General features: G+C 43.2%; 17 protein-coding genes and 4 pseudogenes. 7 read left to right on the top strand and 14 right to left on the bottom strand.

All coding sequences use genetic code 11. From position 1 onward, the window contains the following. Positions 1–297 precede the first annotated feature (297 nt). From FD724_RS33420 to FD724_RS33375, 10 genes and pseudogenes are all read right to left on the bottom strand, one after another. On the bottom strand, positions 298–516 hold the full coding sequence (locus FD724_RS33420) for a hypothetical protein (RefSeq protein ID WP_179076028.1): 219 nt from the start codon (positions 514–516) through the stop codon (positions 298–300). A 70-nt stretch (positions 517–586) separates the two neighbouring features. Next, positions 587–928, bottom strand: a pseudogene (locus FD724_RS33415) (IS4 family transposase); the annotation flags it as partial. A 13-nt stretch (positions 929–941) separates the two neighbouring features. Next, entirely contained in the window at positions 942–2,054 is a 1,113-nt protein-coding gene (locus tag FD724_RS33410; protein ID WP_179075996.1) for an IS630 family transposase, read from the bottom strand. Positions 2,055–2,117: 63 nt separating this feature from the next. Then, positions 2,118–2,879: pseudogene (locus FD724_RS33405) on the bottom strand (transposase); the annotation flags it as partial. Between the two features lie 373 nt (positions 2,880–3,252). Next, complete coding sequence (locus FD724_RS33400; RefSeq protein WP_179076027.1) at positions 3,253–4,422, bottom strand: zinc-dependent alcohol dehydrogenase; 1,170 nt, start codon at positions 4,420–4,422, stop codon at positions 3,253–3,255. A gap of 199 nt (positions 4,423–4,621) precedes the next feature. After that, positions 4,622–4,870: pseudogene (locus tag FD724_RS41285) on the bottom strand (alcohol dehydrogenase catalytic domain-containing protein); the annotation flags it as partial. Between the two features lie 11 nt (positions 4,871–4,881). Further along, a complete protein-coding gene (locus FD724_RS33390) occupies positions 4,882–5,391 on the bottom strand; it encodes an SRPBCC family protein (protein WP_256874658.1) in 510 nt (169 codons plus the stop codon). 398 nt (positions 5,392–5,789) lie between these two features. Then, positions 5,790–5,924, bottom strand: a complete 135-nt coding sequence (locus FD724_RS42210; protein WP_372726544.1) for a hypothetical protein — start codon at positions 5,922–5,924, stop codon at positions 5,790–5,792. After that, positions 5,891–6,292: a hypothetical protein gene (locus FD724_RS42205; protein WP_179075994.1), complete on the bottom strand. Its 402-nt coding sequence runs from the start codon at positions 6,290–6,292 to the stop codon at positions 5,891–5,893. The genes FD724_RS42210 and FD724_RS42205 overlap by 34 nt, the downstream gene beginning before the upstream one ends. An 82-nt stretch (positions 6,293–6,374) precedes the next feature. Further along, positions 6,375–7,274, bottom strand: coding sequence for a hypothetical protein (locus FD724_RS33375; protein WP_179075993.1), 900 nt, complete (start codon positions 7,272–7,274; stop codon positions 6,375–6,377). A 296-nt stretch (positions 7,275–7,570) separates the two neighbouring features. Between FD724_RS33375 and FD724_RS33370 the strand changes: the two genes are divergently transcribed. The 4 genes from FD724_RS33370 to FD724_RS33355 all read left to right on the top strand — a co-directional run bounded on the left by FD724_RS33370 (position 7,571) and on the right by FD724_RS33355 (position 11,192). After that, the gene (locus FD724_RS33370) at positions 7,571–8,062 is read left to right on the top strand and encodes a hypothetical protein (protein WP_179075992.1); all 492 of its coding nucleotides are present in this window, start codon (positions 7,571–7,573) and stop codon (positions 8,060–8,062) included. Between the two features lie 14 nt (positions 8,063–8,076). After that, on the top strand, positions 8,077–9,090 hold the full coding sequence (gene gnd / locus FD724_RS33365; protein WP_179075991.1) for a phosphogluconate dehydrogenase (NAD(+)-dependent, decarboxylating): 1,014 nt from the start codon (positions 8,077–8,079) through the stop codon (positions 9,088–9,090). 106 nt (positions 9,091–9,196) lie between these two features. Next, positions 9,197–10,573: a glucose-6-phosphate dehydrogenase gene (gene zwf, locus FD724_RS33360; RefSeq protein ID WP_179075990.1), complete on the top strand. Its 1,377-nt coding sequence runs from the start codon at positions 9,197–9,199 to the stop codon at positions 10,571–10,573. Between the two features lie 385 nt (positions 10,574–10,958). Next, on the top strand, positions 10,959–11,192 hold the full coding sequence (locus tag FD724_RS33355) for a hypothetical protein (RefSeq protein WP_179075989.1): 234 nt from the start codon (positions 10,959–10,961) through the stop codon (positions 11,190–11,192). A gap of 278 nt (positions 11,193–11,470) precedes the next feature. Here the strand turns inward: FD724_RS33355 and FD724_RS33350 are convergent. Next, positions 11,471–11,632: pseudogene (locus FD724_RS33350) on the bottom strand (metallothionein); the annotation flags it as partial. 725 nt (positions 11,633–12,357) lie between these two features. After that, positions 12,358–12,540: a hypothetical protein gene (locus FD724_RS33345; RefSeq protein ID WP_179075988.1), complete on the bottom strand. Its 183-nt coding sequence runs from the start codon at positions 12,538–12,540 to the stop codon at positions 12,358–12,360. A gap of 88 nt (positions 12,541–12,628) precedes the next feature. On the opposite strand from FD724_RS33345, the gene FD724_RS33340 reads away from it, so the two are divergent. From FD724_RS33340 to FD724_RS33330, 3 genes are all read left to right on the top strand, one after another. Then, the gene (locus tag FD724_RS33340) at positions 12,629–13,816 is read left to right on the top strand and encodes an NADH:flavin oxidoreductase/NADH oxidase (protein ID WP_179075987.1); all 1,188 of its coding nucleotides are present in this window, start codon (positions 12,629–12,631) and stop codon (positions 13,814–13,816) included. Positions 13,817–14,102: 286 nt separating this feature from the next. After that, entirely contained in the window at positions 14,103–14,579 is a 477-nt protein-coding gene (locus FD724_RS33335; RefSeq protein WP_179075986.1) for a hypothetical protein, read from the top strand. A 3-nt stretch (positions 14,580–14,582) separates the two neighbouring features. Further along, positions 14,583–15,014, top strand: coding sequence for a hypothetical protein (locus tag FD724_RS33330; RefSeq protein ID WP_179075985.1), 432 nt, complete (start codon positions 14,583–14,585; stop codon positions 15,012–15,014). On the opposite strand, the gene FD724_RS41280 is transcribed toward FD724_RS33330, so the two are convergent. Together FD724_RS41280 and FD724_RS41275 are read right to left on the bottom strand one after the other, a co-directional pair. Then, positions 14,978–15,550 (bottom strand): IS630 family transposase, encoded by a 573-nt coding sequence (locus FD724_RS41280; RefSeq protein WP_256874657.1) that lies wholly within the window; start codon positions 15,548–15,550, stop codon positions 14,978–14,980. The two genes, FD724_RS33330 and FD724_RS41280, sit on opposite strands and share 37 nt — an antisense overlap. A 5-nt stretch (positions 15,551–15,555) precedes the next feature. Further along, the gene (locus FD724_RS41275) at positions 15,556–16,053 is read right to left on the bottom strand and encodes a helix-turn-helix domain-containing protein (protein WP_256874656.1); all 498 of its coding nucleotides are present in this window, start codon (positions 16,051–16,053) and stop codon (positions 15,556–15,558) included. Positions 16,054–16,115: the final 62 nt, after the last annotated feature.

Here is a 16,115-nt window from a genome sequence, read left to right as displayed (position 1 = left end):
TCCAAGCGATAACCATTTACAGGGTGCTAACTTTTAGTTATAGTTAGCCGTAACTTATTATAGGCACAATGCAACTATAACTTTGACTGAGTGCAAAGATAGTTTACAAAAGTTGCTCAGGCGCTTGCATATTATCGTTTTAACGAAAAGACAGAGGTATTGCTGCACAAGTATGCCTTCGGGAAAACTTTTCTCCCTTGCTTGATGCCTGTCCCTCAATCTCTAAGATTCGGATCATGGATAATTGCAACCGCCTTGATGCAGAACCGTCTGGGAATACAAATTGCCTGCTTTAAATTAACTACAAAAATCATCCACCCGAATATCCCGCCAGACATCAGAAACCTGCCAGCCGGAATTGCCCACAGATTGTACTGGAGGATTGTCAAGGAATGGAACATAGTCACGAACTCTAGGCTCTGAAATCGCTACTGGTTGCTCCTCAACCACAGGATCTGGAGAATTGACAGTATTAGCTTCAATAAGTTTGTCTTCAGCCTCCTCGATTAGCTTCATCTGTCTCAGGGTAAGCTTGTCGGATTTTTTGATGATCTTCTTAGTATCTGTATCCAATACCTTAGCCAATTTACGAGGGTTCAACGCCTGTAGAAACGTTATGAATACGTCCTAAAGAAGTAAGTTTGGCAAAAATCTGGGTTAATAAAATAGGCTCAGGCATTTCGGGAAGCATTTTTAAAATTTCACGGACATATCGAAAACCACGATAGTGAGCCTGAAGGTCAAGGATGCCGGAGTCGGGATTAAGGAGACGAAAATCTGCGAGAAGATGATGGGATAAGTTGACCATAAAGAATGCTAGATTAGCAGCATTAGTTACAGCAGTTTGACTTAAGTTCATAAAATCTTCCAATCCCCAAAATTGCTTGGCATCTCGAAAATTGAATTCGATCTGAAAGCGCAGCTTGTAAGCTGTTGTGCTTTTAATTTGCACAAACAGCATTTCCCTTATTTTTTATTTTTCTTCCCCATTTAATAATAAGCTCTCCATCATTTAAGAGTTTATTTAACGTAGATTTTAGTTCACATACTGATTGAAACAGTCTATGAGCTATATATTCTTTACATGAATGCCAAACTAATTCAATTAGATTAAAATCAGGGCTATAAGCAGAGAGATATTCAAGAATAATATTCGGTAGATTCTTTTCTATTTCGGCGCATATATCTTTACGTTTATGGTAACTTGCATTATCTAAAAATATAATTATTTTTGGGCCATGTTCGTGAAAGCATTCTTGACTATTCCCTAAAGCCAACCATTCTTTTAATACGAATTCGTGTAGTTGTTTGAGCTGCTCATAAAAGGTTTCTGAATTTCCTCTTTCAATAAAATAACATACCCGCTTTTTATCAGATAACCTTAAACCTCCCATCATGTTTACCCGACCTCTACTACGTTTCCCAGTAACTTTTTTTCTTTTTCCTTTTTTACCCCAAGTTTTCCTTCTTAACACTCGTAAACTAAAACCACTCTCATCCCAAAACCATATCTGATAAAGCTTTGGTTTCTCTTTTACTATTGATAAATAATTTTGAAACTTTTCTTTAAATTCTTTTCTTTTCTCTGCATTTTGTCTGTCCTCTAGACTATACTTTGCCCAAAGGTAAGCATACTTTTTTCTTTTTAATATCTTCCTTACTTGTGAACTGCTTATTTTTAATCCTGTTTCTTTCTCTAAATATGTTGATAATCTTTCTGCTGTCCATCGACCAAATTCATAACCTAATTCACTTGGTTCTTTCTCTACTATCTCTAATAGTTTATCTATGTAAACTTGATTAACTTTTCTGTATTCTCTTTTTCTTCTACCGTCTTCTAAGCTTTCTATCGTATCTGGATCTCCATGCACACACCAATATGCTACTGTTCTACGAGAACAACCGATTAATGCTGCTATTTCTTCTTGTGTTCTACCATCATTCATCAATAATAGTATCAAAACTCGCTCTCTCATTTCAGAGCGTTCGCTCTGTTTTAAGAATTTTTGTAGATGCTGCTTTTGTTCCAAGCTTAGAAAGCCAATAGCCGGCATAGCAACCTGTACCTGAACTTATATTCATATCTATTATATGCAAATTGTAAGCGCAACAGCTTAGTAGTCAATTATTTTTTCAGATGACAATTTTAGCTCACTAGAAAATAGAATTACATGACTACGAGCATGAGTTTTAAGATTGGTTTTGACGAGAATAACTACATTTAGAGATTGGGCAAATTCTTTGTGAAGTAATGTAACTTGATAAACGTCAGTTTGGATATCGTCATCAACGGTACTTTGACATAAATACTTCTTAGGTATGTTGTTGTAGTCAATTTTGTCTCCGTATTTACGACGAGAGCGACTATTGGGGTCAGGGTGTTGATAAGGTATATATAATGCTGAATCAGAGCGAAGCTTAGAAATTATATGCAAGTTAACTTGACGAGCCATCTGCAAGGCATTATTATTCCCAAAGTGTCCATCCAATACTAAGTAAGTAAGGGGAATAAATTTAGCTAATAACTTAAATAGTGACTTAATCATCTTCTGAATTCTGAGTAATTCAGAAGTGAGAACTACCTGGGTTTTATTCTTGTTTTTACTTCCCTTTGGTCGTCCACGCCCACGTTTCTCTTGCGGTTTTATTTCTTTGGTTGGTGACGAGCTACTTTTTTCTATATCGCTCTTTATCACCTGTTCTATCTGAATCGGAAACGAGTGCCTTTGCTCAACACTGACTAATGATAATGTAAAAAAAGATAGCCCTGATATGGGTTTACCAGCCAGGCTAGAAAAAAATCTATCCAGTCCATAAGTTTGTTTCCCTGATTTACTTATTACAACTTCATCTCCCGCTAGCAAATATATCTCATTCGGATTTCTACAAGTGCTGCACCAAGTTTTGCCTTCATGCATCCTGATATATCCAATCACGACCAGCAACAATAGCTGCTGATGCTGTATTGTAAAGCTTTTGCTCGCCAAACACCGCACCATTGTCACTGATGCTCCGAAACTGCCAGCAATGCGCTTCGGTGTAAAATACGACAAGAATAAAGTTATTTGTACAGATAACAGATAAAGGAGTGAATTTTAGGGGTAGTCATAATACTGTCATAATACTAGTGCTGTACTTTGTACAAGGCTATCTATCGATTAGAAGGACACGGAGAGAAGTTGCGTGCGGGGATAGAGGGACATGGAGAGTTCTTTCTTTGCGTCTCCCACTCTCCGTGTCTTTTCTCCTGCCTTATGGTTTGAGTACAACTTTGATACAGTTTTCCTTCTTGTCTTTGAAAATTTCGTAACCCCGGGGTGCTTCATCTAAGGGTAGACGATGGGTGATCACGAAAGATGGATCGATCCTGCCATTTTGGATGTGATCGAGTAACGTGTTTAAGTACTTATGAACGTGCGTTTGTCCCATTTTGAATACTAAGGCTTTGTTCATGGCAGCACCCATAGGTATTTTGTCTACAACGCCGACATAAACACCAGGAATTGACACGTGACCGCCTTTGCGACAGTCAATCATCACTTGCCGCAGCACATGGGGCCGGTCTGTTTCCAGACGCACTGCTTGCTTTACTTCGTCGTATACTCCTTCTAGACCCGTCCCGTGTGCTTCCAACCCCACAGCATCAATGCAAGCATCTGGGCCGCGTCCACCTGTCATTTCTTTGAGGGCTTCACCAACATCTACTTCCTCATAGTTAAGGATTTCTGCTTTGCCTTGATCTTTAGCCATCTGTAGGCGTTCGGGAATTCGATCGATAGCGATGACTCGTTCAGCACCAAGTAGATAAGCACTTCTTATTGTGAATTGTGCGACTGGGCCACACCCCCAGACTGCGACAATATCACCGGGCTGAATATTACAGTTATCTGCCGCCATATATCCGGTGGGGAAGATATCTGTTAAAAACACTACTTGTTCGTCTGTTAGTCCATCAGGAATCTTAAACAAACCAGTATCGGCAAAGGGAACGCGGGCATATTCAGCTTGACCACCAGCGTAGCCACCTAGCATATGAGAGTAGCCAAAAATACCAGAGGGTGAATAACCCATGAATTTTTCTGCTAACCAAGCGTTTGGGTTAGAGTTATCGCACAATGACCAGAAGTCATGTTGACAGTACCAGCAGTTACCACAGGCGATAGGGAATGGTACAACCACGCGATCGCCTATATTTAAATTTTTGACGGCACTGCCTATTTCAACGACTTCCCCCATCATTTCATGACCAAGGATATCGCCCTTTTCCATTGTGGGGACGTAGCCGTTATAAAGGTGTAAATCAGAACCGCAAATTGCTGTTGTCGTGATTTTAATAACAGCATCACGCGGATTAATGATTTTTGGATCGGGTACTGTTTCCACCCGTACATCGTTGGCACCGTTCCAGCAAACTGCTTTCATAGCCATTAATCCTTTGTTGATAGTTAGTTGTCAGTGGTTATTTTCCTTGTCTCCTCTGCTCCTCTCAGCCCCCAACGCAAGGCTGTAACCTAACTTTTATGCAGTGATCTTTTCTTTGGTTGAACAGATCGAAGCCATGCTTGGCTTCTGTTAGGGGTAAGTGATGCGTGAACACAGCAGATGGATCGACTTCGCCCTTCAATACGCGATCGCCTTTTTTCAATTTCTTGACTTGATTGCCAATATCAACGATTTCTCCCATAAACTCGTGACCAATAATGTCACCCGGTTCCATCGTCGAGATGTAGCCATTGTAGATATGCAAGTCAGAACCGCAGATGGTTGCTGATATAACTTTGAGGATGGCATCGCGGGGGTTAATTATTTTTGGGTCTGGCACTGTTTCCACCCGCACATTGTTAGTGCCGTACCAACAAACAGCTTTCATAGCAATATTTATTAACCTCGCGGTTGACCTTCGGTTGTGGCAATCTCGCCTGCTTCCATCAGCATTTTGAAGCGGCGTAAATCTTCTTTAATTTGCAGTTCTGGGTCTTCGCCAAATAATTTAGCGATGTCTGCGACGGGCTTCGCCAACGCAGCTCCAATCGCACCTCCAGGCGGGGTAAATTCTCGGATTGTTTTTACCTCAGTGCCACGATCCCCAGGTGCTGGCTTGAAGTGGACGCGACCAGAGGTTTCAATTGCTGCGCCTTCAACCGAAGTCCAGGCAATCAATTCGTTTTCTCGGTCTTCGGTAATGACTACATCCCACTCAACGCTTTCATTTAAGAATCCTTTGCTAATCCAGTGCGATCGCTTCTCGTCGTATACCCTCACCTCTTTGAGATGCTTGATAAAGCGTGGCAAGTTATCAAAGTTACGCCAAAAGCGATAAAGTTCCTCTACTGGTTTGTTAATGGTTAAAGTCTTTTCAACTTTGATCCGTTGGTTCATGACTGTACTCATGACCGTTGCCTCTTGTGTTTGCTATATGTCTTTTAATTATCAAACTTGGGACAAATTGATTTGTCCTAACTCTTCTATTGCTTAGAGTTGTAGTTAAAAAAAAATTACTTATACTCTTTCAATAGTCTTAGTTGTTCAATAAATTGATACTTCAAAAGTAGTAATTGGCAGTTACAATATTTGTATATAAAAACACTTAGATAATTTACAAAATAGTTGCGTTTTCAGAAGCAGAAATGGTGTTAGCACAACGCTAGCGAGCCTTCTCCCAAAAAGCAGAACAGCGCGAACGCATCTAAACATTGAATATTGAATACTCAAGGTATGATTGTGAATTGTTGGAGGACACCGTACTCCCAACGGACTTTTAAAGATGTATTATTAACATATAGCGGTTCTCAGTGCTGTCGATGAGCATCGAGCTTGGCAATATTAAGGGCAGTGAAACTGGCATTAAAATGAAAGTCAAGCTTTTTGACATCACGGGCTTGACAATCACTTAGCCCGGTAAACTGTTTAGCATCGCGGAAGATAAATTCGATTTGAAAACGCAGTTTGTAGAAATGATAAATCTCGTCTGCCGATTGGTTGATATCTGTTTTGCGTTTAGCCCCCGTGCTTTCTGTTCACCCTCAAACACATATCGCAGATTCGCGTCTCGACGAAGTTTACTAATCACATCCAGTTTGAGCGCCCTTACCCCCGTGACAAATGGCTCCTTGGCATATGCTCCATCCACAGTCAGGTAACGAACTTGGGAAGGTAATTGAGGTTGAGTAATTTCCAGGTGGTGGAGATAGTAATCCATCCGCGTCAGGTCGGGACAGAAGCCTCGGTCAAAGGTTTGTTCCGCCAGCAACCCATAGCCATCGATACGGTGCAAGTTTTTTCTAATCAGCACCTTAATGGTTCGATAGCTTTCTTGTCGATTCCCTCAACTAAAAATTGTCCGGAGTATTGCTTTAAGGATGGGAGACTTTCCTTTAACTTGAGGTAGGAGCCAGCCAGAGGGCTAAGTTTCGCACATAGGCTTTAATATGTTCAAGGGCTTGTGGGTTTTGCTTCATCCCATCTCCAGGGGGTTCGGTTACAAAGCTAGGTGCGCCCATATCAACATCCCAATTGTAGTCGGCGAAATGGTGGAAGCTTGATTCAGCGATCGCACGTCCTAAAATATTTCCTTGTTCATCCTGCGTACTTTCAAAAGCAACTACTAAGTTGAAGTCCCGACCGGAGACTGAGCTTGTACCCAAGGCAATTACTCGTGCATTCTTCTCGTTTGCAGGCACACCTACGGCTCCTTCATGGGGATGAGCCGGAAAGAATTCAATCTCCTCAGAAGGTGATGTAGGATTCTTGAGTAAGTCATGAATAGGTTCTATGAGAGTAATTTTCTCGTAGTCACCATTTAACCCAGAATGGAAGTTGGGCCAGGAAATATACTTAGTGTAGATGTCATCAGGGTAGTGGTGCGAGGGATCGGGATCGGGATTCTTACTGTGAAAGTAATGGGCTGCGCCGACACCACCAAGATTGCAAACCGAACAACCTACATCCTGATGGTCACGGCTGACCAATAAACCGCCGCCGCGCTGACGGAAGGCACTGATGCTCTGACACTCCTTTGGAGTTATGCCATCCCCTACATCCACAGCAAACAGCCACAGTTCATCAAAATCTGAATTATCCAGCGTACTTAAAACTGGATCGTTTTTTTCAGCAGTATTTTCTCGATCCCTTGCTGTTACCTGGTACAGGGGTTCCCCAGTGTCACTTTTCAACGAAGCTAAATAGTCCTTTAGCAAAGAAAATCGCCCAATATACCAATCATCTTCATTGGTGGGAATTGTTGTCTGTAACAGAATTTGAATCGGTTTAGTCATGATCTCACTTCCTAGGGTTCCTCTCGTAGCGTGAGCTAATTACTAGATCAACGTGGGAATTGTAGCGAGATAATCTAAGCAAAAAATGAGGACGTTTAAAGACCAATGCTTTTGTGAAAGCAGAGATAAGTGTTTCTAAACGCAATTTAGTATCAGTATCTGCTCAGATTTTCCTTAGATTTGCCAACTAACGTTAGGGCAGATTCGTTAAGAAGATAAGGAAATGGGAAAAATTGGACAAATCCTAGATTCAGGCTTGGTTAACTGATTCGTCTTTGTAGAGAGGTATAAGACTTATGGTTAACAAAATTGTAACTACATTTGAACAAGACCATAACCGACCAGAATCAAAAGAATTTTATTGGAAACATTTTCTCTATAGTCTAGTTTGGCTGACGGTGCTAATGCTGGGATATGGAGGATTGGGATGGACTCTCTGGCTCGATCGCCATTTCTCGACAATTGCAATACCGATGTTCATTTTGGCAATTGCCGCAGTCCGTGCCTGCATACTCACTGGCTTTCCCGTCTGGGCGGGATTGTTATCTCTCACATTCGGTTTTGCATGGATTCTAACTGGAGCATCGATATCAAGCGGATTATTGGGCTGGGCAATAGCGATCGCTCTATCCTGGATTGGCATTTTTACCCTGGATATGGCATTAGACCAGTCCGTCGAAAATTTGCTGGAAATAGAGTTTAGTCGAACTGAGGTTTTCCTGATTCTAACAGCCGTCTGCGCTACTGGCGCTATTGCGGGATGGATACTCCCAATTTTTCTCACTTGAATACAGGGCATGTTATGGAACTGGGAATGATAGGACTAGGACGAATGGGAGCTAACATGGCACACCGTCTAACCCAGGCTGGACATAGCGTCATTGGCTACACTCGTCAGCCACAAAAAGCAGAGGTGCTGGTTCAGGAAGGAGCGATCGCCCGTGGTGTAACATCATTCGTTGAACTCATCGAAGCACTCACGCCACCCCGCACCGTCTGGCTGATGCTACCCGCCGCGACAGTAGATGCTACCCTACAGACTCTCATGCCGTTTCTAGACGCTGACGACATTATCATTGATGGTGGCAATTCTTACTACATTGATGACATTCGTCGTGCAGATCAATTAAAAGTCAAAGGAATTGAATACATTGATTGTGGAACTAGCGGTGGCATTTGGGGGGCAGAACGCGGCTACTGTCTCATGATTGGTGGTGCATTGGCGGTGGTGAAATATGTTGACCCCATCTTTGCAGCGCTGGCTCCTGGTGTATCAGCTGCACCGCGCACCCCTGGTCGTGAGTTAATGGGGGGAACGGCTGAACAGGGCTATTTGCATTGTGGCTCTCACGGTGCAGGGCACTTTGTCAAAATGGTTCACAACGGCATTGAATACGGCATCATGGCAGCCTATGCCGAAGGGTTGAACATTCTTCACCATGCTAATATTGGGAAACAATTGCATCAAATCGATGCTGAAACTGCTCCCTTACGAAATCCTGAATTTTACCAATACGACTTTAATCTTGCAGATATAGCAGAGGTATGGCGCAGGGGCAGCGTAATTAGCTCTTGGTTACTCGATTTAATCGCGATCGCCCTTCTCAAAGACCCCGACTTAGCCAACTTCGAGGGGCGCGTATCTGACTCTGGAGAAGGTCGATGGACACTAATGGCAGCCATTGAAGAAGGAGTTCCTGTTCCCGTCCTTAGTACAGCCCTCTACACACGATTTAGCTCTCGCGGTCAATCAGACTTTGCCAATAAACTCATCTCTGCGTTGCGCTACGAGTTTGGTGGGCATCTGGAAAAATGACACGGGGACACGGGGACGCGGGGATTTTAATCAGCTTTCTTCCCCTCTGCTCCCCTGCTCCCCTGCCCCCCTGCTTCCCCTCTCCGCGTCGATATGGAGGTTAATCATGGCAGCTTTACTCTCCGATGCCCTGGTATTTTTTGGGATCACAAGTGATTTAGCCTACAAAAAAATCTTTCCTGCCTTACAGGCGATGATTCAGCGCGGTCATTTTGACATTCCGATTATTGGAGTGGGTAGGCGAGATTGGAGCATCGAACAATTACGATCTTATGTGCGTAAGAGCCTGGAGGAACAGGTAGGCGTTGATGAGGCAGCTTTCCAGAAACTGTGTTCATTACTTTACTATATTTTTGGTGATTATAGCGATCGCGCCACCTATGATAAATTATGCCAGGTACTCCAAATAGCTGAAGCTCCTCTGTATTACTTAGCCATTCCTGCCAGTTTGTTTGCGACGGTTGTCGAAGGGTTAGGTCAATCAAGTTGTGTAAAGAATGGTCGCGTTATGGTAGAAAAACCCTTTGGACGCGATCTAGAATCGGCTAGAATACTGAACTGCATTTTGCACTCTATCTTTCCCGAAAGTCATATTTTTCGGATTGACCATTACTTGGGAAAAGAACCAGTCCAAAACCTTCTCTACACTCGCTTCGCCAATTCATTACTCGAACCGATTTGGCATCGCGTCAGTATTGCCAGCATCCAAATCACGATGGCTGAAAAATTTGGCATCGATGGACGGGGACAGTTTTATGAAGAGACAGGCGCTATTCGGGATGTGGTGCAAAATCATCTACTTCAGGTGACGGCGTGTTTAATGATGGACTCACCCATCAACGAGCAGCATGAAGCCATCCGAGATGAAAGAGCGCGATTGCTCAAATCCATAGATCCAATCGAACCCTCAAATGTAGTGCGCGGGCAGTACAAGGGCTATCGCCAAGAACCTGGTGTAGCTCCTGATTCCAAGGTCGAAACCTTCGCGGCGGTTAAGCTCAACATTGATACTTGGCGCTGGGCTAGCGTTCCGATTTACATTCGTGCAGGCAAATGTTTACCGAGTACAACTACTGAAGTTGTGGTCAGGCTCAAGCGTCCGCCGCAGGATGTTTTTGGCGAGCGTGCCTTTGGATTAGCAAATTATTTCTACTTTCGTCTTAGTCCAAATGTGCTGACTGCGATCGGCATTCGCTCTAAAACCCCAGGCGACGGAATGGTGGGTAGCGAAGTCGGACTAGTCGCTCAAGTCGAGCATGGCAATGAGATGAATCCCTACGAGCGGCTTTTTGAAGATGCCATGAAAGGCGACTCCATGTTGTTTGCTCGCCAAGATGAGGTGGAAGCACAGTGGCAAATTGTCGCTCCTATCCTAGATCAAGCAACCCCTGTTTACGAATACGCACCCCATAGCTGGGGGCCTCCTTTGGCGGATAGCATGATTCCCCCCGACGGCGGTTGGCATAATCCTAATGAGACGTGATATCTTCCTATACTGTACTCGAAGAGTTGGTATTGGTTTTCAAGTTTACTCATTAATGCATCTCTCCCATGTCTCAAATCGCAATTATAGAAGCCTTCGCCGAACTAAATTTCCGGCAGTCCCATTTTTTTCATCACCTCTAGCAGCAGAACAACATCATCGATTCGTTCTGAAATTATTCGTTGGGGTATGTGTGCCATTTTTCACTCTTACCATCTAAAGTTACTTCACAACAAGTTTTTTGCTGGGACAAGGCTTGGCGAGTGCCTGTTTTCGGAAAGCTTGCTTCTTCACATATCCCCTATTTCATCAAATTCATTCTCGATTACGCGAACGGTGAGTATTAGATAGTCTTCATAGCGGTAGTAATAAAAATCTCACAGACTTGAGCGACGAGGAAAGGTGGTTTGCCCGTGAATACTTCCCGACGCTGATTGACGAAGCCGAATCATCGCCTGAAGATGCCTTAAATCACATAGCTGAGGTGGCTACAGTCCTTACTATGAGCAAGTTCCGGCGAATTGTGGATTTCTCCACGCCTCAAGTTAAAGCTGACTTACTGATGATTATCTTGCGTTGTCTCCCCACTGAAGTTTACTCAGACTTTGCCCCACTGTAAGCTGTAACTAACCCGACAGTGACCTGATAAAATTTATCGGTTTTCATTTCTACTGACCTATCAGTAGTAAAAGATGCTCTGCTTCATGATTGTGTACTTAATCATTAGGTGAGCGTCCGGTTCACTATGTCTTGTCACGCTTTTTGAACCCCAGAAAGAGCGTGAGTGCATTAAAATTATCCACTGAATCAAAAATTCAGTGGTGCTTCTAGGTCGTGAGTTCAAGCTACCACTGATTGTAACTGCGAATTGTGAATTGGTAATTGCGAATTGGATTGACAATCACAGCCTGTGTGACCACAGCCTTGCCCATTGGGATGATTATTGGCACATTCTTCTCCACAGTAAGCTTTACCATCTTTGATGACAGCATCAGTCAGAGAAACAACGCATAGGCAAGATGGACAAGCACATTTCATTTGAGTAACGGTTGTAGTCATGGATAACATCAAATTTGTTTTGAAGTCATATTATTGAATTGTTTAATAAATAACCATCTGTCTCAAGTAACTATTAAGCTGCTTCAATAGCTATAATTTATACAACCTGATTTTTAACGGCTCTTTGCATCTGCATAATCAAATTTGGCTATTTTTTTGCAGGTGCTTAGAGGCTTGAAGTGATGAACCTTCTAATCAGAACCGCCCCAACTCCAAGTAGGATTACCATTCTTTAAGCCTTTATTCACCACAACTAAAGGATAATTATTAGGATCAAAGCCGCCTGCCATATCCAAAATAAAGTAGACCGTAACTATGGACTAGCCTGCGAAATTTATTTACCGTCTGGCTGATTTTGGTCGTTTTACCACTTTTATTATAAGTTCGACTTATATTTGTTTTCTCGAAATCGGCTGTTGTACATTCCTGAAAAAACGGTGTCATAAACTACTATTTTTTAGCGATCGCCAAACTTTTCGGTCTACTGACAATTATCTATGTCATTTTTGAATCTTCTTTAGTTTTTATTAGGAAATAAGATGCGTTTCCCCTGGACTACCTCCTACCTTCTGCCTCCCAGCATCTCCTCAGATTTTCCTTAGATTTACCAACTAGCGTTAGTGTTCAAGTTCAGCAAACAATGTCTATGTTATGGAACTGGGTGGGAGCCAACATGCCACTCTAATGTAGGCTGGGTCATACATCGGCGCACCGCAAGGTTCTACCTATGTCCGTCCCGGTGATGTTTTAATCTTATATGGTCGCTTTGCTGCGTTCAGTGAGCTTGTATTCACGACAAGCGGGAATTTTGGGAGAATATGCTCACAAAGATGCGATGGGCTACGCCCCGCCGTAGGCGATCGCAAATCAGCAGAGACTCCTTTGAGAACACGATCGTCAAGATTCATAAATACCAGTTTCCACCTATCAGTCTGCCAAAAAAAGTTGAAAGTCAAACGTTAAGTGTGAGTTCATAAAGCACCGAAAAGTAAAATCATGACTACACAGAACATAACAACTTTGTCATCATCTCCAGCCCAGACCGAATTAAAAACCCCAGGTTATCAAGGCTGTCAATCAAGGAGTCTGCACGACTCGGAAATACCCGAAGTGGATTTGTTTACTCCACTAATAATTCGAGATATCACCTTGCCAAGTCGCGTGGCGATGTCACCAATGTGTCAATACTCAGCAGAGAATGGATTTGCTAACGATTGGCACTTCGTCCACTTAGGGAGTCGGGCTGTGGGAGGAACTGGTCTGATTATGGTTGAAGCGACAGCCGTAACACCCCAAGGACGGATTACACTTGGCGACCTTGGGCTTTGGGACAACAAGCAAATCGAGCCACTAACTCGCATTGTGCGCTTCCTTCGCCAACAGGGATCTGTTACAGGGATTCAATTAGCCCATGCTGGAAGGAAGGCAAGTTGCAATGTTCCTTGGTTGGGCGGTACGCCACTGACACCTGAACAAGGAGGTTGGCAGCCTGTCGCACCTAGCCCAATTCCTTTTCAAGAGAACGCTCCTGTACCGATATCCCTCGATGAGCGTGGTATTCAAGAAGCGACCTTCGCGTTCGTTACAGCAGCGCAGCGTGCCCTGCAAGTAGGTTTTCAAATGATTGAAATCCACGCAGCACATGGATACTTATTGCATTCTTTTCTTTCACCACTCAGTAATCGCCGAACAGATCGTTACGGCGGTTCGTTGGAGAACCGAATGCGTTTATTACTGGAAGTAGTAAGGCGAGTACGAGATGTTTTGCCCAACGGGATGCCGCTTTTTGTACGCATCTCCGCTACCGACTGGGTAGAAGGAGGTTGGGATCTCCAGCAATCAATCATATTGTCCCGTGAACTAAAGACTCTAGGCGTTGATTTGATCGATGTTTCAACAGGAGGTTTAGTACCCCATGCCAGAATTCCTGTGGAGAAAGGCTATCAAGTCCCTTTTGCTGCCAAAATCCGAGAAGAGGCTGGGATCATGACAGGGGCTGTGGGGCTGATAAATGAGGCTGAGTATGCCGACCAAATAATTACTCGTGGGTGTGCAGATTTGGTTCTCATCGGTCGAGAATTACTCCGCAATCCATACTGGTCGATTTATGCCCGTTGTAGCTTGGATGAAGAACCTAATTGGCCTGTGCCTTACGGTTATGCAGTTAAACGACAGAGAAGGTGAAAAATTTGGCGTTGCACAACAGTGGGATCAACTAGAGAAGGCAGGGGCATCAGTGAGAGGTTAAGGTAATTGCACATTTGTCAAGAGGGTGCAGGAAAAGGCGAAAAATCAAGCTTGGAGACTGGCTTTGGCAGGGCTTTGACTACTCTTAAGTCTTGATTTTCTGGGGCAGCAAAGTACTTAATCGGGTCAAATATATTAGGACTAGCCCTTTCAAGGTGTTGTGTAATGGCTTGATTTGTAGTTTGCTCAAAAGAGGTGAAACTCTGTTGGGTGGAGAATAGAAATGTTGCTAGGGCAGGTGTTTGAGCGATTTATAAAAGAAAGTCCAGTTTCCGTAATGGTTCGTGGACTTTTAGAAAAAGCGTTATGTCCCCAAATTCTGGATGAACTGTTTGAACGTAGTGCAAAAACCCAGTATACTCGCGAGTTATTATTCTCCACAGTCGTCAATTTGATGAGCCTTGTCGTCTGCGGAGTTCACCCATCAGTACACGCAGCACACCAAGCATCAGTTGAAAAAATAGGTGTTTCAGTTACCTCGGTCTACAATAAAATCAATGGCATTGAACCGAGTACCAGTGGGGAGTTAGTCAGAGAGGTTGCTGGTCAAATGGAAGCGACGATTCGACACCTTAATGCAACAATGCCTGATTTGCTACCAGGTTATCGAGTAAAAATTATTGATGGTAATGCGATCGCAGCTAGTGAACATCGTTTAAAAGAACTGCGCCAAATCAATAGCGCTCCATTACCAGGGTAATCTTTGGTTGTACTAGACCCAAGCTTGATGCTGGCAGTAGATGTATTTCCTTGCGAAGACGGTCATGCCCAAGAACGTTCTTTATTTGATGAAGTGCTACCTACTGTTGAAGAAGACGATGTTTGGCTGGCAGACCGGAATTTTTGTACACTCAAGTTCTTATTTGGTATTGCTGCTGAAAAAGGCTACTTTATTATCCGACAGCATCAAAGTATGCCTTGGCAGGCGACTGATGATTTCCGGTTAGTGGGTCAAAGCGATAGTGGTGCTGTATTTGAGCAAAACATCATTTTGAGCGCCGATGATGGTCAACTGTTAAAGGCACGTCGTGTAAAAGTTTGTTTAGAGCAGCCTAATCGTGACGGTGACAGGGAAATTTTTATTCTCATACCAATTCTCTATGAAGTTGCACTTAATAAAGCGGAGATAATGTAATCCCATCCACAAATCGATGCGTAGTTTACCGCCGTAGGCATCGCTTCGGTGGAAATAGAATCAAGAACCTGTTTGAGCTTGTGTCTTAATTGATCTAAGTGGGTGCAATGTTGCCAAGACAATTCGTACTTGATGTGTTCCCATAAACGCTCAATGGGATTAAGCTCTGGACTATTGGGGGGCTGAAAAATTGGAATAACATTATCAGGCCATTTTAAGTCCAAAGATTTATGAAAACTCCCATTGTCCATTTGTATTAAATTCAGGGCATCAGGGTATGCTGCGGAAAAAAGGGATAAGAAATCTTGAAAACAAGTACCATCAAGATGAGAAAATTCCCAAAAAAAGCTATCTCCAGTTATTGGTTCAACAACACCATACAGGTAAAAATTTTGTCGTTGCCATCCAACAATACCTTCGGGTTTAACCCCTTTGAGGGTAATTGTGCGACCGATTATAGTTTTAAGCCCTAAGCGACTCTCATCTTGACACCAGTACCGTACTTGTTTACCTGTCCCTAAATAGCGTATCAACACTTGAATTATTTCTGGCAGTTTTTTTTAAAGGCTTCTTGGACTTCTGGTTTTGCTTTGGCACTGCGCGGACGAGGTACTTTCAATTTAGCATTTAGCTTGTAGCGTACAATTTTGTGTACAGTTTTGTACGCAGCCACAATCTGGTACTCCTGCCTCAGCCACTCTTGGATTTGACTATAACTCTTGAATCCTTCAGGTTGGCGAAGACGTTCTGTAAGTTGGTTCATCACCGTTTCTGGAATTAAGGCAGACAATCCTTTGGGTGTTTTGACTTCCAGCAATGCATTCATCCCCCTTTGTTTATACCGTTGCAGCCAGCGATACACTGTTGATTCATCTCTTCCCAAGCGTTGTGAAAGTTCCTGTCTGGTTGCGATCGCACCTACCTTAATCCAGTAAAGCATCTGTAGTCTTTCTTTACTTGTTGCTGTTACTGCATGGCGTAATCGGTGTTGTAGTTCTTCTTGACTCTCGGATACTTCAACTTGGAAGCTATTTCCCATACCCCTATACCCTGTTTCTGCTTCTACTAATTTAGTGCATCTTCATAGAGAACTGGTATCAC

This window comes from Nostoc sp. C057 (assembly GCF_013393925.1).
GTDB classification, from domain to species: Bacteria; Cyanobacteriota; Cyanobacteriia; order Cyanobacteriales; family Nostocaceae; genus Nostoc; species Nostoc muscorum_A.
Note: the sequence above shows the minus strand (reverse complement) of the source record. Positions and strands in the feature narration are given on the sequence as shown.